The sequence below is a fragment of the Aestuarium zhoushanense genome (genome assembly GCF_056431045.1).
Genome location: NZ_JBWKMA010000023.1, coordinates 379285 through 399137, shown reverse-complemented (window position 1 = coordinate 399137; position 19853 = coordinate 379285). Strand labels below are relative to the sequence as shown.

Annotated in this window: 23 protein-coding genes and 1 tRNA gene; 14 read left to right on the top strand and 10 right to left on the bottom strand. The window is 56.4% G+C overall.

Translation table 11 applies throughout. From position 1 onward, the window contains the following. Positions 1 to 3: 3 nt before the first annotated feature. The 5 genes from AC07ED_RS13675 to AC07ED_RS13655 all read right to left on the bottom strand — a co-directional run bounded on the left by AC07ED_RS13675 (position 4) and on the right by AC07ED_RS13655 (position 4505). Positions 4 to 1167 (bottom strand): lytic murein transglycosylase, encoded by a 1164-nt coding sequence (locus AC07ED_RS13675; RefSeq protein WP_105234041.1) that lies wholly within the window; start codon positions 1165 to 1167, stop codon positions 4 to 6. A gap of 53 nt (positions 1168 to 1220) precedes the next feature. Then, a complete protein-coding gene (gene cbiB / locus AC07ED_RS13670) occupies positions 1221 to 2120 on the bottom strand; it encodes an adenosylcobinamide-phosphate synthase CbiB (protein WP_105234042.1) in 900 nt (299 codons plus the stop codon). Further along, entirely contained in the window at positions 2117 to 3055 is a 939-nt protein-coding gene (locus tag AC07ED_RS13665) for a threonine-phosphate decarboxylase (RefSeq protein ID WP_105234043.1), read from the bottom strand. The genes cbiB and AC07ED_RS13665 overlap by 4 nt, the downstream gene beginning before the upstream one ends. Next, positions 3055 to 3426, bottom strand: coding sequence for a DUF1636 family protein (locus AC07ED_RS13660; protein WP_105234044.1), 372 nt, complete (start codon positions 3424 to 3426; stop codon positions 3055 to 3057). The genes AC07ED_RS13665 and AC07ED_RS13660 overlap by 1 nt, the downstream gene beginning before the upstream one ends. A 104-nt stretch (positions 3427 to 3530) precedes the next feature. After that, the gene (locus AC07ED_RS13655; RefSeq protein ID WP_105234045.1) at positions 3531 to 4505 is read right to left on the bottom strand and encodes a glutathione S-transferase family protein; all 975 of its coding nucleotides are present in this window, start codon (positions 4503 to 4505) and stop codon (positions 3531 to 3533) included. A 290-nt stretch (positions 4506 to 4795) separates the two neighbouring features. On the opposite strand from AC07ED_RS13655, the gene AC07ED_RS13650 reads away from it, so the two are divergent. The 8 genes from AC07ED_RS13650 to AC07ED_RS13615 all read left to right on the top strand — a co-directional run bounded on the left by AC07ED_RS13650 (position 4796) and on the right by AC07ED_RS13615 (position 11967). After that, positions 4796 to 5035, top strand: coding sequence for a DUF6732 family protein (locus tag AC07ED_RS13650; protein ID WP_105234046.1), 240 nt, complete (start codon positions 4796 to 4798; stop codon positions 5033 to 5035). Then, a complete protein-coding gene (locus AC07ED_RS13645) occupies positions 5032 to 6357 on the top strand; it encodes a sirohydrochlorin chelatase (RefSeq protein WP_105234047.1) in 1326 nt (441 codons plus the stop codon). Before AC07ED_RS13650 ends, AC07ED_RS13645 begins: the two co-directional genes overlap by 4 nt. Positions 6358 to 6426: 69 nt before the next feature. Next, positions 6427 to 7065 carry a precorrin-8X methylmutase gene (locus AC07ED_RS13640; protein ID WP_105234048.1) on the top strand — a complete coding sequence of 213 codons (639 nt, stop codon included), beginning with the start codon at positions 6427 to 6429 and terminating at the stop codon, positions 7063 to 7065. Further along, positions 7062 to 8258 carry a precorrin-6y C5,15-methyltransferase (decarboxylating) subunit CbiE gene (gene cbiE, locus AC07ED_RS13635; protein ID WP_105234049.1) on the top strand — a complete coding sequence of 399 codons (1197 nt, stop codon included), beginning with the start codon at positions 7062 to 7064 and terminating at the stop codon, positions 8256 to 8258. Before AC07ED_RS13640 ends, cbiE begins: the two co-directional genes overlap by 4 nt. Then, positions 8255 to 8956 (top strand): precorrin-2 C(20)-methyltransferase, encoded by a 702-nt coding sequence (gene cobI / locus AC07ED_RS13630; protein ID WP_105234050.1) that lies wholly within the window; start codon positions 8255 to 8257, stop codon positions 8954 to 8956. The genes cbiE and cobI overlap by 4 nt, the downstream gene beginning before the upstream one ends. After that, positions 8947 to 10752, top strand: coding sequence for a precorrin-3B C(17)-methyltransferase (gene cobJ, locus AC07ED_RS13625; RefSeq protein WP_105234051.1), 1806 nt, complete (start codon positions 8947 to 8949; stop codon positions 10750 to 10752). Before cobI ends, cobJ begins: the two co-directional genes overlap by 10 nt. After that, a complete protein-coding gene (cobM, locus tag AC07ED_RS13620) occupies positions 10749 to 11516 on the top strand; it encodes a precorrin-4 C(11)-methyltransferase (protein ID WP_105234052.1) in 768 nt (255 codons plus the stop codon). Before cobJ ends, cobM begins: the two co-directional genes overlap by 4 nt. 100 nt (positions 11517 to 11616) lie before the next feature. Further along, positions 11617 to 11967 (top strand): hypothetical protein, encoded by a 351-nt coding sequence (locus AC07ED_RS13615; protein WP_067552149.1) that lies wholly within the window; start codon positions 11617 to 11619, stop codon positions 11965 to 11967. 52 nt (positions 11968 to 12019) lie between these two features. Here AC07ED_RS13615 and AC07ED_RS13610 read toward each other — a convergent pair whose 3' ends face one another. Then, the gene (locus AC07ED_RS13610; RefSeq protein WP_105234053.1) at positions 12020 to 13189 is read right to left on the bottom strand and encodes a MalY/PatB family protein; all 1170 of its coding nucleotides are present in this window, start codon (positions 13187 to 13189) and stop codon (positions 12020 to 12022) included. Positions 13190 to 13303: 114 nt separating this feature from the next. Here AC07ED_RS13610 and def (AC07ED_RS13605) point away from each other — a divergent pair, with 114 nt between their 5' ends. The 4 genes from def (AC07ED_RS13605) to AC07ED_RS13590 are packed head-to-tail and all read left to right on the top strand — an operon-like array spanning position 13304 to position 15387. Then, entirely contained in the window at positions 13304 to 13825 is a 522-nt protein-coding gene (gene def / locus AC07ED_RS13605) for a peptide deformylase (protein ID WP_105236258.1), read from the top strand. Then, entirely contained in the window at positions 13825 to 14322 is a 498-nt protein-coding gene (gene def / locus AC07ED_RS13600) for a peptide deformylase (RefSeq protein ID WP_105234054.1), read from the top strand. The genes def (AC07ED_RS13605) and def (AC07ED_RS13600) overlap by 1 nt, the downstream gene beginning before the upstream one ends. 4 nt (positions 14323 to 14326) lie before the next feature. Then, on the top strand, positions 14327 to 15223 hold the full coding sequence (gene fmt, locus AC07ED_RS13595; protein WP_105234055.1) for a methionyl-tRNA formyltransferase: 897 nt from the start codon (positions 14327 to 14329) through the stop codon (positions 15221 to 15223). Further along, positions 15223 to 15387, top strand: a complete 165-nt coding sequence (locus AC07ED_RS13590) for a hypothetical protein (RefSeq protein WP_158664457.1) — start codon at positions 15223 to 15225, stop codon at positions 15385 to 15387. The genes fmt and AC07ED_RS13590 overlap by 1 nt, the downstream gene beginning before the upstream one ends. Here the strand turns inward: AC07ED_RS13590 and AC07ED_RS13585 are convergent, their stop codons facing one another. Both AC07ED_RS13585 and AC07ED_RS13580 read right to left on the bottom strand, forming a co-directional pair. Further along, the gene (locus AC07ED_RS13585) at positions 15388 to 16011 is read right to left on the bottom strand and encodes a trimeric intracellular cation channel family protein (protein ID WP_105234056.1); all 624 of its coding nucleotides are present in this window, start codon (positions 16009 to 16011) and stop codon (positions 15388 to 15390) included. It lies immediately after the preceding gene. Positions 16012 to 16089: 78 nt separating this feature from the next. Then, positions 16090 to 16179, bottom strand: a tRNA-Ser gene (locus AC07ED_RS13580). Positions 16180 to 16297: 118 nt separating this feature from the next. Between AC07ED_RS13580 and AC07ED_RS13575 the strand changes: the two genes are divergently transcribed. Beyond that, a complete protein-coding gene (locus AC07ED_RS13575; protein WP_105234057.1) occupies positions 16298 to 16978 on the top strand; it encodes a DUF4130 domain-containing protein in 681 nt (226 codons plus the stop codon). Here the strand turns inward: AC07ED_RS13575 and ychF are convergent. Together ychF and AC07ED_RS13565 are read right to left on the bottom strand one after the other, a co-directional pair. Beyond that, entirely contained in the window at positions 16968 to 18065 is a 1098-nt protein-coding gene (ychF, locus tag AC07ED_RS13570; RefSeq protein WP_105234058.1) for a redox-regulated ATPase YchF, read from the bottom strand. The genes AC07ED_RS13575 and ychF overlap by 11 nt on opposite strands. A gap of 164 nt (positions 18066 to 18229) precedes the next feature. Continuing rightward, positions 18230 to 19000, bottom strand: a complete 771-nt coding sequence (locus AC07ED_RS13565; protein WP_105236259.1) for a ZIP family metal transporter — start codon at positions 18998 to 19000, stop codon at positions 18230 to 18232. A 189-nt stretch (positions 19001 to 19189) separates the two neighbouring features. Between AC07ED_RS13565 and AC07ED_RS13560 the strand changes: the two genes are divergently transcribed. After that, entirely contained in the window at positions 19190 to 19807 is a 618-nt protein-coding gene (locus AC07ED_RS13560) for a 50S ribosomal protein L25/general stress protein Ctc (RefSeq protein WP_067547991.1), read from the top strand. The last annotated feature ends 46 nt before the right edge of the window (positions 19808 to 19853 follow it).

Below are 19853 nucleotides of genomic sequence, written 5' to 3'. Positions count from 1 at the left end.
CGATTAGAGGCGGTTCAACAGATCGCGCGTTGGCCAAGCGTCAGCTGGCAAACCGAGCCGTTCTTGCTCTGTCTGAACGGCTTCGCGGGTCATTTCACCGATGATCCCATCGACCCCGCCTACATCGTAACCGCGGGCTTCTAGTCGACGCTGCAGTGTCATGATTTCTTCGCCGTTCAGCGCAGGGTCGGGGTTTCCTGCGTTATAGGCTGGGGCTCCTTCTAGGCGGGTTGCAAAGTAAGCCGCGGTGGTCACATAGACCATCGATTTGTTCCATTCGAAATAGACATGGAAATTCGGATAGGCGAGGAAGGCTGGCCCTTTACGGCCCATTGGTAAGAGGACCGACGCAGGCAAATTGGCGATGGACCCGCTGCGAGCTTGAACACCCAAATTCGCCCAGTCGCGCCCTGACATTTCGTGATTTAGGCCCGTGAGCGACCAATCTAGGTCCGCGGGAACGGTGACTTCTTGCAGCCACGGTTCATTGGCGCGCCAGCCGAGCGACGACAGCATGGCAGCACCAGACATTAGCGCATCAGGCGAAGACCCTTTAAGGTCCACGTGACCGTCCCCATCGCCATCGCGACCGTTTTCAAGAATGTCTTTGGGTAGCATCTGCACCTGCCCGATTTCGCCAGCCCAAGCGCCTCTGGTGTTCGTCGGGCTAAAATCTCCGCGTTCAAAAAGGGTGAGAGCTGCAAAGACTTGTGGGCGGAACAGTTCTGGTCGGCGACAGTCGTGAGATAGAGTCACAAGAGCATTGAGTGTGTTAAAATCGCCTTGGACCTGACCGAAATCGGTTTCAAACGCCCAAAACGCCAAGAGAACCCCGCGATTGATGCCATATTCGCGTTCGATGCGGTCGAAAACGGAATCGAAACGGTCTGAATAGATCGCGCCGTTGTTGACCCGATTTTGGGAAATGAGACTGCGCGAGAAATCGATAAAGTCCTTCTGGAAAACACCTTGCCGACGATCAGCCCGAAGAACGGCATCGTCTTGGGTTACGTTCGCAAAGAACTGATCGACCGTTGCGCGATCATGGCCGCTCTCAACGGCTTCTTGTTTGAGACCTTCGACGAAATTCGCGAAAGAACCGCCGCAAGTCGTGGCCTGTGCCGAAGTTGCGCAAAGGGCAGCGATGAAAGGCAAAACAAAACGCATGGGACCTCCGACAGTTTGGCGAGAGGGTATCAGTCGGATCAGCGCATGCAACCTTAGATAAAAGTGATGCCCAAAATCACGACACATGCGATGCCCCATGCCCACCATAGTTCACGCACGGCACGGTCTACGTCTTCGGCGGTGGCGTCTTTCCGTCCGTCTGCATTGACCCACGGATAATCGCGCATTTCGCCGTGGTATGCGCGTGGACCTGAAAGGGCGATCCCGAGGACACGAGAAAGGGCTGCCTCCGGCCATCCAGCGTTCGGGCTACGGTGCAATCCTGCATCCTTACGGATCGGTGAGAATTGCCATAGGTCCGGTTTGAGCGCGACGAACAGAATTGCCGTCAGACGGGCTGGAATGAGGTTCAGGAGGTCATCGAACCGCGCTGCAGCCCATCCGAATTGTGCATGGCGCGGGGTTCGGTATCCGATCATGCTGTCTGCGGTGTTCGTGATCTTGTAGACTAAAAGGCCGGGCAGCCCGCCAACCGCAAACCAGAACAACGGAGCCAGAACGCCGTCGCTAAAATTCTCGGCAGCGCTTTCGATTGCCGCGCGAGCGACGGCGGGTTCGTCGAGTTCGGCGGTGTCACGCCCCACGATCATGGCAACAGAGGCACGGCCTGCCTCGACCGAGGTACGCAGTCCTTTGGCTACGTCAGCAACGTGTTCCACTAACGACTTCTGCGCGAGGAGCATCGCGCCGACGATCGCTTCGGCCCAGAAGCCAGGTAAATCCTGAAGGCCCATGCCCAATAGTGCGAACATCACGACGAGAATGGCGAAGGACGCGATGCCTTTGTCTTTGCGATGCGTGCCTTTGTTAAACGACGTGTCGATGAAACTGACGCATTTCCCCATCAAAACCGCAGGATGGGGAAAGCGCGACCAGAGCCACTTTGGCTCTCCGAAAATCGCGTCCAACACCATGGCCAACAGAACGCTCATAGCGCGGCCTCGAGCTGTTCCCATTGATCAGGCGCAGGGAGACCAAGACGGATCCACGTTTTCGAATAGGGGAAAATGCGTGACCAGACATGGTTTTGGGCCAAACGATTTTGCCAGTTGGCGGCATCATCGACATTGTAGAGCCTAAAGAGTGGCGTTCCGCCGACCAGCTTTGCTCCTTTGCGCAGCATAAGATTGTCGAGGCGTTGTGCGTCCTCATTCAACCTGACCCGCGTTTCGACGGCCCATGAGGTGTCTCGCAAAGCTCTCGCACCAATCTCGAGAGCTGGGCCATTCACGGACCACGGTTCTTGTAGCGCTTTCATCCGATCGATGAACGACGGGGCAGCGATCATGAACCCCAAGCGTAGTCCTGCGAGGCCCCAGAATTTGCCAAAGCTCTTGAGAATGACAATTCCCTCGTCCGCGGCTTGGGCGATATGGGATTGTTCGGGCCAAACATCACAAAAGCTTTCGTCGATCACGGTTAGAGAGCGGTCTCCGAAAATGTCACTGGACCAGAGTTTGCCATCGGGGTTGTTCGGATGGACGTAAACATGGCTCGACGCTTGTACGGTATCGCCATTGCCGAGCTTGCCCGCTGCATCAAAAGCTGCCGCATGCTCGTTGTATGTGGGCGTTGGGATGTAGGCGCTGTTGCTATCTGACAGGCTGGGCATTCGAGCTATGAGCGCAGAGGCACCATTGGCGGGTAGGATATCGGCACCGTCGGGCACGTTCCAAAACTCTCGCGCGGCGGTGATGAGCCGATCCATAGCACCGCTGTCAGGAAGAGTATTCCACGCAACCGCCGAAATATCACGAACGGGGTAGGGGACTGGGTTTATCCCTGTCGACAGATCAACCCAGTCAGAGCGATTGCCGCCCCATTTTGCGACAGCGGCATCGACGCCACCACCGTGATCGCGGGCCATCAGTTCTGCTCCGGCAAGGGGATGTGGCGGGAGACAAAGTGTCCTTTGACGCCGATAGGCCACTGGCGGAAAGGAACTTGGCCCGTTTCGCTTTCTGAATGCATGACGGCGTAGTCGACGATTGCCTGAGCATCGGACGGTGTGGCGTCAAACATGCCGAGGGAGTAGCTGATTTTCCCTGCGCCTTGAACGATCACGTTGCAGGCACGTTCGCATCCCATTGTGCAGGTAACGCGGCGAGTGTTGATGCCAGCAGGTTGCGCAGCGGCTTCGATCAGTTCAGCAAAGGCTTCACCGTCTGTTTTGTCCATGCCGCGCTCGCCCCAATCAGCGCGCTTGCACCCTGCACATATGGTAATCCAGCTGGTCATTGATCATCCTCTTGCTTCGCGCCTTTTCAACCCGATTGGGCGTCGCGAAACAAGAGTAGGACGTCAACTTCGTCTGCACAGGTCAGGACACGACCAAGATGCCACTATCCGCGTCCATGTGGTGCGTTCCAGTCCAGATCAGGCCCGACGGGGACAATGCGGTGCGGGTTAATCGTGTCGTGGCTGTAGTGATAGTGGTGGCTGATGTGGTCGAAATGGGTCGTCTCTGCCACGCCTTCGATCTGATAGAGCTCGCGGGTGTAGGCCCAGAGGTTCGGATATTCGATCAGTTTACGACGATTACATTTGAAGTGGCCATGATAGACAACGTCGAAACGCACGAGTGTCGTCCAGAGGCGCCAATCGGCTTCGGTCAGGGTGTCGCCTGTCAAATAACGGTTGGTCGAGAGGATGCCTTCGAGCCAATCGAGGCTGTCGAACAAAGGGCCTACGGCTTCTTCATACGCGGATTGGCTGGTGGCAAAGCCTGACTTGTAGACGCCGTTGTTTACCGTGTCGTAGATGCGTTCGTTCAACGCCTCGATCTGATCGCGAAGGCTTTCGGGCCAGTAGTCGTCCGTGTTTCCAGTGATGTCATTGAATGCGGAATTGAGCATCCGAATGATCTCTGAACTTTCGTTAGAGACAATCGTCTGACGTTCTTTGTCCCAGAGGATCGGCACCGTAACGCGTCCAGAGATGGTTGGATCAGTGCGTGTGTAGATGTCGCGCAGAAATGGCAGGCCAAAGAGGGTATCGCCCGTCGCGCCGTTAAAATCGGTGTCAAAGGTCCAGCCATCGCTCAGCATATGGGGGTGCACGACAGAGACGCTGATGTGATCGGTCAGGTCCTTGATTGCACGGAACACGAGCGTGCGGTGCGCCCAGGGGCAGGCGTAGGACACGTAGAGGTGGTAGCGACCGCTTTCGGCTTTGAACCCACCTTCGCCAGTTGGTCCAGCCGATCCATCAGCCGTAATCCAGTTTCGAAAGGCAGCCGTCGTGCGCACGAATTTACCGCCCGTCGATTCGGTGTCGTACCATTCGTCGCGCCATGTGCCGTTGTCGAGAAAACCCATCCTATGCCCTTTCGTGTTTCGACTAAAAGATAGGCAAATGGCCTGCGCAGGCAACCGAACTGTTCGAACATGTCCCTTGCGTCACCGCACAGGTCGTTTTCGATCTACCCTGCGACGTTTAACCGTTTGCCCCCTATGCCCTACCCCTGTAGGAAGTCCCGAGACGAAGCCTAAACTAGGCCAGAGCGGTTGGTGGTGCGGCGGTCGACCTGAATTGGGACCAAAGCTCACGTCGTCCGATCCCCGCATTTTCGCGGTCCTCTGGTCTTTATCGGAACGGAGGTCACGCCATGCGCAGCGCGCTTACTCTTATCCTTTTGCTGACGGCAAATGCCGCCTCGGCCCACGTGGGCCATTTGGGCGAGATGGCTGGTCACGATCATTGGGTGGCAGGTGCGGCGCTGGGTCTTGCGATCCTCCTTGGGCTTCGTGAGGCTTTGAAGGCGCGTAAAGAAAACGCTGAAAAGGCGTCAAAAGAGGCTGAAGAAGAGACCGAAGAAGAAGTCGAAGGCGAAGAGGTGCCAGCATGAAAACGGGTGTAATGATCTGCGGCCACGGTTCGCGGAGCCAGTCGGCAGTTGATGAGTTCAAAGTGCTGGCCGAGAAACTGCCCGCTTATCTGCCGTCGGACTGGATGGTTGATTACGGCTACCTCGAATTTGCGAACCCAGTGATCCGTGATGGTCTCGATAACCTGCGGAACGCTGGCTGCGAACGTATCCTCGCTGTTCCGGGTATGCTCTTTGCGGCGATGCACTCTAAGAACGACATTCCCACCGTGCTGAACACCTACGCGGCCAAGCACGGTATCGACGTGAAATATGGTCGTGAATTGGGTGTCGATCCTAAGATGATCGCGGCGGCAGCAGATCGCATTCAGACTGCCGTTGACGCTGCCAACGCGGACCTTGGTGATGTGCCGATGCATGAAACCTGCTTGGTCGTGATTGGGCGCGGTGCATCTGACCCCGATGCGAACAGCAACGTGTCCAAGATTGCTCGTATGCTCTGGGAAGGTATGGGATTTGGCTGGTGTGAGGTCGGGTATTCCGGCGTCACATTCCCGCTGGTCGAACCAGCCCTGCAGCACGTCGCAAAGCTAGGCTACAAGCGCGTCGTTGTATTCCCATACTTCTTGTTCACAGGTATTCTGATCGACCGCATTTACGGCTTTACCGATCAGGTTGCGGCTGAACACACCGACATCCAATTCGTCAAAGCAGGCTATTTGAATGATCATCCAAAGGTTCTCGAAACCTTTGCAGAGCGTATCAAAGAGCAGACAGGCAGCGTTCCTGTTCCGAACTGCGGTATATGCCCGTTCCGCGCGCAGGTGCTCGCGGTTGAGGACGGCGAGGCGAGCCAGATTTCCCCAGAAGAACGTCGCGCGGCATTAGAGGCGAGCGGCCACCCTGCCTACGGCGAAGTCCCGCCGCCGACCTGCGTATTGTGCAAATACCGCACCGAAGTGATCGGCTTTGAGGCCGAAGTGGGTGCCGTGCAAGAAAGCCACCATCACCACGTCGAGGGCCAAGGGGCAAGCGCACCGGGTTCGAACGTTGCGGACTGTTCGCTGTGCGATACCTTCTGTACAGGCTTGTGCCGTCTGCAAGGACACACCCATCACGACCACGGTCATCACCACTATGGCCATGATCATCATCACCACCATGATCACGATCATCACCATGGGCACCACCACCATCACGATGATGGGCATCATCACCATCATGACCACGATCACCACCACCATCATGGGCATGATCACGGGCACGACCATCACCATGCTCCTTATCCGCACGCCGATCACCCATTGGGTCCAAAGAGCGCGCTGAAATCCAAGAGGCCCTGACTATCACACCCGCCCCACCCCTCTGATCGAGGCGTCGGGGCGGCCGCTGCCCTGACAGGGAACCGACATATGCGCCCATACGAAAAAGACCCATCCGCGATTTACGCGCAGAGCTTTGCCACTGTGCGCAAAGAGGCGCGCCTTGATCGATTTCCGCAGGATATGCAGCCGTTGGTGACGCGGTTGATCCATTCCTGTGGCATGGTCGAAATCGCAGATCGTCTTGCGTTTACTCCGTCTGTGTATTCCGTGGGTCATGCGGCGCTTCAGTCGGGCAAGCCGATCCTGTGTGACTGCGAGATGGTCGGCGCGGGGATTATCCGTCGCTATCTGCCCGCCCAGAACGACGTGATCGTGACGCTGAACGATCCTCGGACGCCTGAATTGGCCCAAGAGATTGGGAACACTCGCAGCGCCGCTGCGGTTCGCCTCTGGGAACCTCATATCGAGGGCGCCGTGGTCGCCGTCGGCAACGCGCCGACTGCGCTTTTTCACCTTCTTGAACTGATCGATGAGGGTTTTCCAAAACCTGCTGTCATCCTCGGCTTCCCCGTTGGCTTCATTGGCGCTGCTGAGTCAAAAGCAGAACTCGCTGCTAATTCTCGTGGCATTGATTTTGTTGCCCTTAAGGGCCGCAAAGGTGGATCTGCAATGGCATCCGCTGCGGTCAACGCCCTCGCTGCAGGGCTGCCAGAGGAACGGATATGACCGCTTGGCTCAACATTGTTGGGATCGGTGAAGACGGGATGGACGGTTTGACGCCTGTCACACGTGCGACGGTGGAGCAGGCCGACGTCGTGATTGGCGGTGAACGTCATCATGGGCTGACCCCTAACCTCAAGGCAGAGCGGATAGCGTGGCCGTCGCCGTTCGATGCGTTGATCGACACTATTCGCACACATCGCGGTAAGAAGGTCGTTGTTTTGGCAACGGGTGATCCGCTTTGGTATTCGGTGGGGCCAAAAATCGCGAAGTTTTTCGAAGCGGAAGAGGTGGTTTTTCACCCTCAGCTTTCCGCATTTCAATGGCTCGCCGTTCGAATGGGGTGGAGCCTTGCCGACCTCGAAACGCTGACCGTCCACGGGCGACCTGTTCAACAGATGATCCCGTTTATTCGGCCGAATGCGCGTCTGTTACTGTTGACCACAGGCGGACAAACGCCGTCTGAGGTTGCCGAGATTTTGACAGCGCGTGGCTATGGTGCGTCTCGGATCACGGTGTTCGGTGCGCTGGGTGGTGATAGGGAAGCGCGATTTGACGGGATTGCCTCTGAGTGGAATCACGTTGTGCCTGACTTTAACAGTATGGCCGTTGAATGCATTGCGGGCGAGGGCGCGCAAGTGTTGCCGCTGATGGGGCTACCTGATGATGCGTTCGCCTCTGACGGAACAATGACGAAACAAGAAGTCCGTGCAATCACCTTGGCCAAACTCATGCCGATGCGCGGTGCGGTCCTTTGGGACATCGGCTGCGGAAGCGGTTCGGTTGCGATTGAGTGGATGCGTGGCGCACGGGATGCGGTGGCATTTGGGGTTGAACCTCGGGCGGATCGCATCGCCCTCGCGACCCAGAATGCACTGGCGTTGGGTGCGCCGCGAATGACCCTAATTGAGGGCCGCGCGCCTGAGAGTTTGGTTGGATTGCCTAAGCCAGACGCGGTGTTCGTTGGCGGTGGCTTGACCCAAAAGACGTTTCAAATCGCGTGGGACGCATTGTCCAGCCACGGTCGTTTCGTGGCGAATGCAGTTACCCTCGAAACCGAAGCCGTATTGCGTGACCTACATTCGAAATTTGGCGGGCAATTGATCCGCCTCTCGGTTGAACGAGCAGAGCCAGTCGGCCGCCTAACGGGCTGGCGACCGGCAATGACCGTGACCCAATGGAGTATCGTTAAATCATGACCGGAACTCTCTACGGTGTTGGCCTCGGGCCGGGCGCGCCCGACTTGATAACCTTGCGCGCCGCTCGCCTGATCGAGGGAGCACGCGTTGTCGCCTATCCTGCGCTTGTTGGTGGCGAGAGCTTCGCGCGTTCGATCGCTGCTGATTTGATTTCAGCGGATGCAAAAGAAATCGTCATGGAAGTCCCGATGACGACTGAACGGGGCCCTGCACAAGCGGCCTACGACGTAGGCTCCGCGCAGATTGCGGAGGCGTTGGAGGCAGGGCAGGACGTTGTCGTTCTCTGCGAAGGCGATCCGTTTTTCTACGGCTCCTTCATGTATCTCTACGCTCGCTTGTCCGACAGATTTAAATGCGAAGTCGTTCCCGGTGTGACGTCGATCACGGCCTGCGCTTCGGTTGCTGGTCGGCCCTTGGTCGCCCGCAATGAACGCTTAACCGTGCTGCCTGGTCCGCTACCCGAAGATGAACTTCGTTCGCGAATTGCTGGCGCCGAAAGTGTGGCAATTATGAAAGTTGGCCGTCACTTGGCCAAAATTCGTGCGGTAATTAGCGATCTGGGGTTGGCCGAACATGCCACCTACATCGAACGCGCGACCTTACAAAATCAAGTCGTCCTTCCGCTGCGCGATGCGCCGGAAAATGCGCCTTACTTCTCAATGATACTACTGACAAAGGGAGCCGACCCGTGGCTGTAAAACCTGTTGTGATGGCGCTTTCGCGCTCTGGTGAGGCCGTGGCGCATAAGGTCGCGTCTGCCTTGGGTTTGGCCGTTCACGGTCGCGAAGGCCGCGTCGATCAAGCGGATGCATATTTCGGAAATGCGTTGGATCATGCGCGTGATTTGTTTGCGGGGGGTGTTCCAATCATCGGTGTCTGCGCCTCTGGTATTTTGATCCGCGCGGTGGCGCCGCTGTTGTCTGATAAGCGCAACGAACCTCCCGTTCTTTCGGTGAGCGATGACGGTTCGGTCGTTATTCCGTTGTTGGGTGGTCATCGTGGCGCGAACCGTCTGGCGCAAGAGATTGCGACAGTCTTGGAAGCTAAGGCCGCTGTCACCACCGCAGGTGACGTTGCGATCGGTGTTGCGCTTGACGCGCCGCCCGCTGGCTATCGTCTGGCCAACCCGCTGGACGCCAAAGACGCGATGGCGGCTATTCTGGCAGGCGAAGGGATTTCGCTGACTGGCGAGAACATTTTCGACCTCGAAGCCAATGGGGGTGCAGTCAATCTCGTCGTGTCTGAGGCACCTGTGGAAGGAAACGCGAAAACGCTGGTTTACCATCCTCAGACCTATGTCGTCGGGGTCGGGTGCGCGCGCAATGCCGATACTGAAGAACTTTGGTCTCTTGTGACGACGACCCTGCAAAACGCAGGTATCGCACAGGGTGCGGTGGCCTGCGTCGCGACTATTGACCTCAAAGGTGATGAGCCTGCGATGAACACAGTCGCCAAACGGCTCGGCGTGCCGCTGCGTTTGTTCACGGCGGAACAACTCGAAGCACAGAAGGTCGCGAACCCGTCTGAAGTTGTGTTCGCCGAAGTCGGTTGCCACGGCGTGTCCGAAGGTGCCGCTCTGGCGGCATCTGACGGTAAGCTCGTTGTTGAGAAGACAAAGACCGCAAATACGACTTGTGCGATTGCGCGGGCGGATGCTCCGATTACCGAAATGAAGGGCCGTTCCCGTGGTCGTCTATCGGTCGTTGGCATCGGGCCTGGTCAGGCGACATGGAGGACGCCTGAAGTGTCCAAATTGGTCGCGGAGGCCGATGAACTGGTTGGTTACGGATTGTATATTGATCTTCTCGGCCCCCTCGCACATGGAAAAATTCGCAGCGATTTCCCGCTCGGCGGTGAAGAGGATCGTTGCCGTTATGCGCTAGAACGCGCTGGCGAAGGGCGCAACGTTGCGTTGGTTTGTTCGGGCGATGCAGGCATCTATGCGATGGGTGCGCTGACGTTCGAATTGCTGGACCGTTCGCCAGAAGCTCTCGGCGTTTCTGATGCTGCACGTCGCGTTGATGTCGTCTGTTCGCCGGGTGTTTCTGCGCTTCAGGGTGCGGCAGCTCGGGCTGGGGCGCCGCTAGGCCATGACTTCTGCACAATTTCGCTGTCTGACCTTCTGACACCGCGTAATGACATTATGCGCCGTCTCCACGCCGCCGCCGAGGGCGACTTTGTCATCGCCTTCTACAATCCCGTTTCGAAAACACGCCGCACATTGTTGGCTGAAGCACGTGATATCCTGTTGCAGCACCGCCCTGCGGATACGCCCGTGATGCTGGCGTCCTCGCTTGGCCGTCCCGAAGAATATGTTCGCTATCGCCGTCTTGCCGACCTTGAGGTGGATGAAGTCGATATGCTGACTGTTGTTCTGGTTGGTTCGTCAAATAGCCGTCTGGCTCAACTGGGCGAAGGCCCACGTATGTTCACGCCCCGTGGGTACGCTCGCAAAATTGATGGCGACCTGAGCGGTGAAAGGAATTCCAAATGACCGTATTTTTCATTGGTGCTGGACCGGGTGATCCAGAACTGCTCACGATCAAAGCGCAGCGTTTGATTGGTGAATGCCCAGTATGTCTCTACGCGGGTTCGTTGGTTCCCGAGCAAGTCGTCGCCTGTGCGCCTGAAGGTGCGCGTGTCATGGACACCGCGCCGATGACGCTGGATGAAACGCACGCAGAGATTCTGGCCGCTCATCAGCGTGGAGAGAATGTCGCGCGCGTCCACTCTGGTGATCCGTCGCTCTATGGTGCGATCGCCGAACAGATCCGCCGTTTGAAGGCGGACAATATCGACTATCAGATCGTGCCCGGTGTGCCTGCCTATGCCGCCGCTGCTGCTGCTCTTGGCCAAGAGTTGACGATCCCTGAGCTTGCGCAGTCGATCGTGCTCACTCGCATGTCGATGAAGTCGACGTCGATGCCTGCGGGCGAAACGCTGGAGAACTTTGCAAAGACGGGTGCGACGCTTGCGATCCACCTTGGCATTCGTGCGCTTCGTGAAATCGAACGCCAGCTTGCGCCCCATTACGGCGCCGATTGTCCCGTTGCGGTTGTGTATCGCGTTGGTTGGCCAGACCAGATGATCATCCGTGGAACAATCTCTGACATCCATGCCAAAGTGCGCGATGCAAAGATCACGCGGACGGCTCTGATCCTTGCTGGACCTGCCCTTGGTGGGGGGCATGGTTTCCCAGACTCGGCCCTTTATGACGCGGCGCGTCCGCACGTTCTACGGCCCAAAGCGAAGGCATAACGCGACGTTTCCTGTGGAAATTTTGCAACAGGCACAAATGGATAGGTTGATTTGCTTTTTATTAAGCTCATCATCCTATGCATGTCTGGAGGAGACGCCCATGTCCGAATTTCTACCCGAAGCCGTTCGCCAAGGTCTTGAAGATGCTCGCCGCGCCGCATTGTTGCGGTCGTCGCGCCTCTGTGTTCATGACGGTGATGACGTCTATCGTATCCTTCGCATGTGGGACACTGGCTTTGCTATGGATGCTAAAGACGCGCCAAAGTTGCGTGGTCACGTCAAGATCTATGACGGCCCCAAGTATATGTACCAAGCCCTAGTGGTCACGTCGCGCGAAGAAGAAGGCGAACGAGTGTTCGACTTTAAATGGCACCAGGCTGCTGCTGACGGCCCCGCCGCCGATTTCGTACGCGCTCGTGAATTGCCCGCTGGTTATTTGACCAGCAGCTAAGCTGTAGGTGCAAAGCTGGGGCGAGGTGCCCTTACCCCAGCTATCCGAATCGTCACTGCAGATCTGAAAACGCTGCTTTGAGACGCTTTACCGCGTCTTCAATTCGCGACCGTGGTGTCGCTAAGTTGAAGCGTAGGAAGGTTTCACCGCCGAGGCCAAAGCTTGGTCCATGGTTCGGTGCGATTTTGGCGACGGACTGGACGCGAGTTGTGAATTCGTCCCGAGCCATGCCTGTGCCTTCAAAATCGACCCAAGCGAGGTAAGTCGATTCCAGCGCCATCGATTTGACCCCAGGGATCGAATTTACGCCTTCGTCAAAGAGGCGGCGATTACCGTCCAAATAGACGCAAAGCTCATCAACCCACGCGGCGCCTTCTGGTGAGTAGGCGGCCATGGCCATGAACAATCCGAATGAGTTGGGCGAAAGGCCAAGCGCAGCCATCCGAGCGGCGAATTTTGCGCGGAGGTCAGGGTCAGCGATGATCACATTTCCAGAATGGCTCCCCGCGATGTTAAACGTCTTGGTCGTCGCGGTCATCATGACGAGACGGTCTTCAATTCCGTCGATCTTGGTCATTGGGATGTGCGTGTGACCAGGCATAATCAGGTCGTGGTGAATCTCGTCCGATACAAGGATGAGGTCATGGCGTTTTGCGAAGGCTGCGACGGCTTCTAGCTCTGCCTTTGACCAAACGCGGCCGCCCGGGTTGTGAGGAGAGCAAAGAATGACCATTCTTTCCGAGCCTGTCATCTGAGCATCATAGGCGTCGAAATCGTATTCATACCGACCGTTGTTGTTCACCAGTTGGCATTCGACCAGGTTGCGCCCAGCCGCACGAATGACGCGGGCAAAGGCATGGTAAACGGGGGTAAAGAGGACAACGCCGTCGCCGACATTGGTGAACGCGTCAACACACAGCGCTGTGCCGTTGACCAGACCATGTGTGGTGAAAATCGATTTCGGATCGACGCTCCACCCATGGCGGTTTTCCATCCACCAGCAAATCGCGTCGCGATAAGGGCCGTCGTTTCCGAAATATCCCATCACGCCGTGGTTTGCCTGATTGCGGATTGCGTCACGCACGCAATCGGGCGCGGCAAAGTCCATGTCGGCGACCCACATTGCGAGGCCATCATCAGGAGATACGCCATAGATGGCCTGCATCTCGTCCCATTTGACGTTATGGGTGCCGCGACGGTCGATGATTTCGTCGAAATTCATTGGGATCTCCAGAGTTCAGGCCAGCTTTGCGCCAATGTTTGCTTTGATCTGATCCAAAGGTCCAGTGGTGAGCCAATCCTTGCGGGATCGCACGGGAAACGCTACATGCCGAGCATGACATTGCGACCCATCTTGATCCATCCCGACCCGCGCCTGAAAAAGGTTGCTGACCCTGTTGCAGAGGTTTCGAAAGAAATCCGCAAGCAGGCCGACGATATGATTGAAACCATGTATGATGCCCCTGGTATCGGGCTAGCGGCACCGCAGATTGGTATCTTGAACCGATTGCTGGTCATGGATGCACAGCGTGATCCAGAGGCAAAGCCGAATCCGATGGTTCTGATCAACCCTGAAATCATTTGGGAGTCGGACGAAAAGAACGTCTACGAAGAGGGCTGCCTTTCGATCCCCGACCAGTTCGCCGAAGTTGAACGCCCGAAAATGGTGCGCGTCCGTTGGCTCGATCTGGACGGTAAGACGGTTGAGGAAGAGTTCGATAACCTCTGGGCGACCTGCGTTCAGCATGAAATCGACCACCTCAACGGCACGCTGTTCATCGACTACCTGAAGCCGCTCAAAAGGCAGATGATCACGCGCAAAATGCAAAAACTAAAACGCGAATTGGCGCGCGGCTGATGGCGCATCGTCCTTTCGTCATGTGGCCGCATCGGTCATTGCGCACGCCTGCTTCACCTGTCGAAGCCATTACCGATGACATCCGCGCCATTTGGACTGAGATGGTCGAGGCGATGGATGCAATGCCGGGCGTTGGCCTCGCTGCAGTTCAGTTGGGTATCGACCTGCGTTTGGCTGTCGTTGATTGTTCGGACGAGCGTGGCAAAGCTGTGAAAATGGCGAACCCCGAGGTGCTCCATGCTTCCGTTCAGCCCCGCGACCATGAAGAAGCCTCTCCGAATTTGCCCGGTGTTTCGGCCAAGGTGACGCGACCGCGTGCGGTCACTGTTCGGTTCCTGAACGAGCATGGCGAAATGGAAAATCGCGACTTTGTTGGCCTATGGGCAACCTCGGTTCAGCATCAGATCGATCACCTGAACGGCAAAATGTATTTCGACAATCTGTCGAAGGTGAAGCGTGATATGCTGATCCGTAAGGCAAAGAAACTGAACGGATAATCCAATGCGCGTTGTGTTTATGGGGACCCCTGACTTCTCGGTTCCAGTCTTGCAGGCGCTGGTCGATGCGGGCCACGAGGTTGTCGCAGCTTATTCTCAGCCTCCGCGCCCAGCAGGTCGTGGTAAAAAGGATCGTCCAAGCCCCGTTCAGGCTCGTGCAGAAGAACTCGGTATCCCCGTTCGTCATCCTGTGAACTTTAAAGACGCAGAGGATGTAGCGGCGTTTGCGGCGCTACAGGCAGACGTTGCTGTTGTGGTTGCCTATGGGCTTATCCTTCCGCAAAGCCTCTTGGAGGCCCCGAAACACGGCTGCCTCAATATCCATGCGTCTTTGCTGCCGCGCTGGCGTGGCGCTGCTCCCATTCACCGCGCGATTATGGCGGGTGATGCTGAGACGGGCGTCTGTATCATGCAGATGGAGGCTGGATTGGACACTGGTCCAGTTCTGATGCGTCAGACTACCGCGATCGGTGCCGAAGAGACGACAGGGCAATTACATGATTGGCTGTCCGATATGGGCGCAAAACTGATCGTTGAGGCTCTGTCACGATTGGATACACTGACCCTTGAGGTCCAGTCACAAGATGGCGTGACTTACGCATCCAAAATCGACAAAGCAGAGGCGCGCATTGATTGGTCGCAGCCTGCCGAAGTGATCGACCGACAGATACGTGGCCTGTCGCCGTTCCCTGGCGCGTGGTGCGACGTGAATGGCGAACGGGTTAAACTTCTCGGTTCCAAACTGGCCGACGGCAACGGCAAAGCTGGGCAAGTGCTGCACGGCTTCACCATTGCATGTGGTGAGGGCGCGGTAGAGATCACCCGCCTTCAACGTGAAGGCAAAAAGCCCGTTAGCACCGAAGATGCCCTCCGCGGCATGACTTTGCCGGAGCACATCTGATGTTCCTTCTCATGGGATTGCCGCGCATGGCGCTGAATTTCATGATTTGGTTTCTTATCTGGATGTTTACACGACCAGGTGGTTGGCTTTTCGCCTGTGTTGCCGTGGTGCTTGCGGTCAAAACACTTCCGCCCGAACTCTGGGGTATGGTGAATCCAGAATAATCACTGGCGGGGTGGGCGGCTCTTGTAGGCAGGCATCGACCATCCAAGAGCGAGGCTCCCAGCCCGCAGCGCAAACGTTACGCCAGCACACAACATCAGCGCGATGGGTTGCGTGATCCCTGCGCCAATCGCAAGCATCGCCGCCGCGGCCCCGATAAATGCTGCTGAGATGTATAGTTCGCCTTGTTTGAGGACCAACGGGACCTCATTGCAAACTACATCGCGCATCAAGCCGCCGAAACATCCTGTCGTCACGCCCATAATCAAAACGATTGGCCATTCCTGAGACTGGTTCACGGCCACGCCAACTCCCGTTGGAACGGCGACCGCGAGAGCGGCAGCATCTAGCCAAGTTAATGTTTTTAAACGGCTTTCAAGTAGGTGAGCTGTAAAGAAAGTGCCCATTGCTGCGACCGCGGCAATCACGAGAACGATTGGTTTGTCGATCCAAAACAGAGGGTTTCGATCCAACAAAAGGTCTCGAACGGTACCTCCGCCGACCGCAGTCAAAGCAGCGATAAAAAAGAACCCAACTGGATCGAGCTGCGCACGACTGGCCACCAGCGCACCAGTCAGCGCAAAGATAAACACAGACGAGTATTCGAGAATTTCAAGAAATGACATCGCTCCTCCTCGGTCTGTCGTAGCACAGATTTGCTGCGATGGGACCAAAGAGTAAGTCCAAATAACGATGCCAGATAATGGCGGAGACGAAGGGATTCGAACCCTCGAGACGATTCCTCGCCTACTCCCTTAGCAGGGGAGCGCCTTCGACCACTCGGCCACGTCTCCGTCGACCCGTTTAGCGATGGCTTTGAAGGAAAACAAGGCACCTCTGGCAGAAAGTTTTCGTGGCCGAAATGGTTAAGACATCTTGCGTATAGCTTAAAAGAACATATCATGAACAAAAATGTATGCCGCCATGTATTCGATTACCCTCCCATTTTCTGGAACGGCCATAGCATGGCGTCGGATTGCACGGCGCCTGCTGTCGGCGCGCATCGCACCTGAATTTGTGGAGTGGGCGGTTGGGGCGACGGAGATGGTGCCGACATTGCCTGATGAGCGTTACAAGGCTCGGGTGCCGGAACGCTTTGTCATTTTGACTGAAACCGCCGTGTGGCATTCGGATCCAGCAAGGTTTGACCTGCTATATCGTTTGGCGTGGCGGTTACGCCTCCAGCCGTCGTTGGTCGGAGATCGTTGCGACCCAGACGTCCTACGGCTTCTCGAAATGGAAAATGACGTATTGAGAGCGCATCGAAAATTGGGCCGCGATCTTCGTTTGCATGAGGTGGGGCGACAGGCTGGGCGGCGTATTTTTGCTGGGTGGTGCGATGTGCCGCATGATCCTTTGGAATTGGCGCTGCCAAAGTATCAGCGCCAGTTTTCCGAATTTGATTGGGTTATTTATACGCCCCAGAGGATGGTTCGTTGCACTCAGGGCAATGTCTCAATAGCGCAGGCGCCTGAGCGGCCAGAGTTGCTGCGCGATACGATGCATTCTGACTGGTATGAATGGTTAAGGGCGCAGGTTTGCCCCGCGCCCTCAAACGATAGAACGGATTTTTCGGCCAATCTTACGTATTGAAGAGGAAGTGCATCACGTCGCCGTCTTGGACGATGTATGCTTTGCCTTCCGCACGCATTTTACCAGCTTCTTTAGCGCCAGTTTCACCCTTGAACTGGATGTAGTCATTGAATGCGATGGTTTCAGCGCGGATGAAGCCACGTTCAAAGTCGCCGTGGATCACGCCAGCAGCAGCGGGAGCGCCCGTGCCTTCTTTGATGGTCCATGCGCGGGCTTCTTTCGGGCCAACAGTGAAGTAGGTTTGCAGGTGAAGCAGTTCATAGCCAGCGCGGATGAGACGGTCGAGACCTGCCTCGGTGAGGCCTAGTTCAGAGAGGAACATTTCCTGTTCTTCGTTGTCGAGCTGGCTGATTTCTTCCTCGATGCGAGCGGAAATGACAACGTGGCTGTTGCCCTGAGCCGCTGCCATTTCAGCTACGCGAGCCGATTGGCTATTGCCTGCGCCAGCAGAGGTTTCTTCGACGTTGCAAACATAAAGGACAGGTTTGGTCGACAACAGTTGCAGCATCTTCCACTGCTTCTGGTCGTCTTCCGAAATCTCGACGGTGCGGGCTGGTTTGCCTGCTTCGATTGCGTCCTTCGCGAGTTTCAGGAGCCGTTCCTGTTCAACAGCCTCTTTGTCGCCACCGCGAACCTTGCGGACGATGTTTTGTAGGCGACGCTCGATCGACTCTAGGTCCGCGAGCATCAATTCCATCTCGATGGTTTCTGCGTCGGCGACAGGGTCCACGCGGCCTTCAACGTGCGTGATGTCATCATCTTCAAAGCAGCGTAGAACGTGGGCGATAGCATCACATTCGCGGATGTTGGCAAGGAATTGGTTGCCAAGACCTTCGCCTTTGGATGCGCCTTTGACGAGGCCAGCGATGTCTACAAATGTCATCCGTGTTGGGATGATCTGTTTGGAGCCAGCGATTTCGGCCAGAGCATCAAGGCGCTGATCGGGGACGGCCACTTCGCCGACGTTCGGTTCGATGGTGCAGAAGGGGAAGTTTGCAGCCTGTGCCGCTGCCGTTTTCGTCAGCGCGTTAAACAGGGTCGATTTGCCGACGTTCGGCAGACCCACGATACCCATCTTGAATCCCATCGGACCCTCCTGAAATTGCTCGATTGGCTTCTAGGCTGCAAGGCGCTTCGACGCAAGCGTCGCTGGGGGCATTGCCCCCAGACCCCCAGGATATTTAAAGCACAAAGGCAGTATGGCGGATTTTACTTGCGCTCGAGGGCGGTGCGGTCACAGTGCCCGTCTCTTTATCCCAGAGTAACGTCTAGGATCATCATCAAGATCAGACCGAAGAGAAGACCAGTGGTAGCACGGTTCTGATGCCCGTTGCGGTGCGTTTCAGGGAGGATTTCGTGGCTGATGATGTACAGCATTGCCCCTGCAGAGAATGTCAGTCCTAGCGGTAGGATTTCGTGGGTGACGGAAACTGCGCTAGCGCCAATCAGTGCGCCGATAGGTTCGACCATGCCGGTCAGGGCGGCAACGAGGAAAGACTTCCACCTCGAATAGCCGCGCCCGATGAGCGCAACGGCAACAGCAAGGCCTTCGGGCATGTCTTGGAGCGAGATACCTGTCATAACCGATATGCCGCTGGTTGTGCCGTCACCAAAGGCTACGCCGATCGACATGCCTTCGGGGAAGTTGTGGATGGTGATTGCAATGACGAAGAGCCAGATGCGTCCCATCGCAGCAGTGTCGGCGCCTTCTTGCCCTGTGATGAAATGTTCATGGGGCAACGACGAGTTCAGCCAAGCGACAAATGCAGCGCCGAGGGCGATCCCAAGGCCAGCGATGAGGGAGGCGATCAAGGTAGAGCCGTATTGCTCTGTCGCAATATCAATCCCTGGCAGGATCAGGGAGAAGTAGGATGCCGAGAGCATCACGCCTGCTGCGAAACCTAAAAGCGTATCGCTGGCGCGTTGGCTCAGTGTCTTCCCAATTAACACCGGAACAGCGCCCAAGGCCGTCGCAATGCCTGCGACCAGACCGCCCAGTGTGCCGTTGAGAATGGTTTCCATAAATGCGCTCCCAGAATTTACGCGCATTAAATTTAGAATCATTTTAAATAGCAAGATAATCCAAGGTGTTTTCTCTTTACCAAGGAGCGATTTTGGCCTTTCCAAAAAGGGGATTCGCGTGTAAGAGCGCGGCTTCATCGGGTCGCACACCCTTGGAGGGCGGCCCCTCATCTTATGGAGATTATCAAGATGGCACGTGAGATTCCTGATCTTATCGCCACGGAACGTACGGGGACAGGCAAGGGGGCCGCTCGTCAAGCTCGCCGTGATGGGCTCGTTCCGGGTATCGTTTACGGTGGTGGACAAGATCCGCTTCCGCTGAACTTCAACTACAACAAACTGCTTCAGAAACTGAAGCAGGGCCGTTTCATGTCCACCCTGTTCAACCTGAAAGTTGAAGGTCAGGAAGATGTACGTGTGATCTGCCGTGGCGTTCAGCGCGATGTTGTAAAAGACCTGCCGACTCACATCGACTTCATGCGCTTGAAGCGCACCAGCCGTGTGAACCTGTTCGTGCACGTTGAGTTCGAAAACCACAAAGCTGCACCGGGCATCAAAAAAGGCGGCGTTCTGACCGTTGTTCGTCCGGAAGTCGAGCTTAGCGTTATCGCTGGCGACATTCCTGAGCAGATCGTTGTTGATCTGACAGGCCGCGAAATCGGTGATGTGATCCACATCTCTGACGTAACTCTGCCGGAAGGCGTTTCGCCGACCATCGACCGTGACTTCGTTATTGCGAACATCTCGGCTCCGTCGGGTCTGCGTTCGGCTGGCGTTGACGAAGACGAAGAGGGTGCAGAAGAGTAATTCTCTTCTTCACATCAGAATTAGGGAAACGGGGTCCGACGGGCCC

Excerpts from the sequence above, each read along its gene's own strand:
- AC07ED_RS13675 (WP_105234041.1), bottom strand. The coding sequence starts at position 1,167 with ATGCGTTTTGTTTTGCCTTTCATCGCTGCCCTTTGCGCAACTTCGGCA.
- cbiB (WP_105234042.1), bottom strand. The coding sequence starts at position 2,120 with ATGAGCGTTCTGTTGGCCATGGTGTTGGACGCGATTTTCGGAGAGCCA.
- AC07ED_RS13665 (WP_105234043.1), bottom strand. The coding sequence starts at position 3,055 with ATGGCCCGCGATCACGGTGGTGGCGTCGATGCCGCTGTCGCAAAATGG.
- AC07ED_RS13660 (WP_105234044.1), bottom strand. The coding sequence starts at position 3,426 with ATGACCAGCTGGATTACCATATGTGCAGGGTGCAAGCGCGCTGATTGG.
- AC07ED_RS13655 (WP_105234045.1), bottom strand. The coding sequence starts at position 4,505 with ATGGGTTTTCTCGACAACGGCACATGGCGCGACGAATGGTACGACACC.
- AC07ED_RS13650 (WP_105234046.1), top strand. The coding sequence starts at position 4,796 with ATGCGCAGCGCGCTTACTCTTATCCTTTTGCTGACGGCAAATGCCGCC.
- AC07ED_RS13645 (WP_105234047.1), top strand. The coding sequence starts at position 5,032 with ATGAAAACGGGTGTAATGATCTGCGGCCACGGTTCGCGGAGCCAGTCG.
- AC07ED_RS13640 (WP_105234048.1), top strand. The coding sequence starts at position 6,427 with ATGCGCCCATACGAAAAAGACCCATCCGCGATTTACGCGCAGAGCTTT.
- cbiE (WP_105234049.1), top strand. The coding sequence starts at position 7,062 with ATGACCGCTTGGCTCAACATTGTTGGGATCGGTGAAGACGGGATGGAC.
- cobI (WP_105234050.1), top strand. The coding sequence starts at position 8,255 with ATGACCGGAACTCTCTACGGTGTTGGCCTCGGGCCGGGCGCGCCCGAC.
- cobM (WP_105234052.1), top strand. The coding sequence starts at position 10,749 with ATGACCGTATTTTTCATTGGTGCTGGACCGGGTGATCCAGAACTGCTC.
- AC07ED_RS13615 (WP_067552149.1), top strand. The coding sequence starts at position 11,617 with ATGTCCGAATTTCTACCCGAAGCCGTTCGCCAAGGTCTTGAAGATGCT.
- AC07ED_RS13610 (WP_105234053.1), bottom strand. The coding sequence starts at position 13,189 with ATGAATTTCGACGAAATCATCGACCGTCGCGGCACCCATAACGTCAAA.
- def (WP_105236258.1), top strand. The coding sequence starts at position 13,304 with ATGACATTGCGACCCATCTTGATCCATCCCGACCCGCGCCTGAAAAAG.
- def (WP_105234054.1), top strand. The coding sequence starts at position 13,825 with ATGGCGCATCGTCCTTTCGTCATGTGGCCGCATCGGTCATTGCGCACG.
- fmt (WP_105234055.1), top strand. The coding sequence starts at position 14,327 with ATGCGCGTTGTGTTTATGGGGACCCCTGACTTCTCGGTTCCAGTCTTG.
- AC07ED_RS13590 (WP_158664457.1), top strand. The coding sequence starts at position 15,223 with ATGTTCCTTCTCATGGGATTGCCGCGCATGGCGCTGAATTTCATGATT.
- AC07ED_RS13585 (WP_105234056.1), bottom strand. The coding sequence starts at position 16,011 with ATGTCATTTCTTGAAATTCTCGAATACTCGTCTGTGTTTATCTTTGCG.
- AC07ED_RS13575 (WP_105234057.1), top strand. The coding sequence starts at position 16,298 with ATGTATGCCGCCATGTATTCGATTACCCTCCCATTTTCTGGAACGGCC.
- ychF (WP_105234058.1), bottom strand. The coding sequence starts at position 18,065 with ATGGGATTCAAGATGGGTATCGTGGGTCTGCCGAACGTCGGCAAATCG.
- AC07ED_RS13565 (WP_105236259.1), bottom strand. The coding sequence starts at position 19,000 with ATGGAAACCATTCTCAACGGCACACTGGGCGGTCTGGTCGCAGGCATT.
- AC07ED_RS13560 (WP_067547991.1), top strand. The coding sequence starts at position 19,190 with ATGGCACGTGAGATTCCTGATCTTATCGCCACGGAACGTACGGGGACA.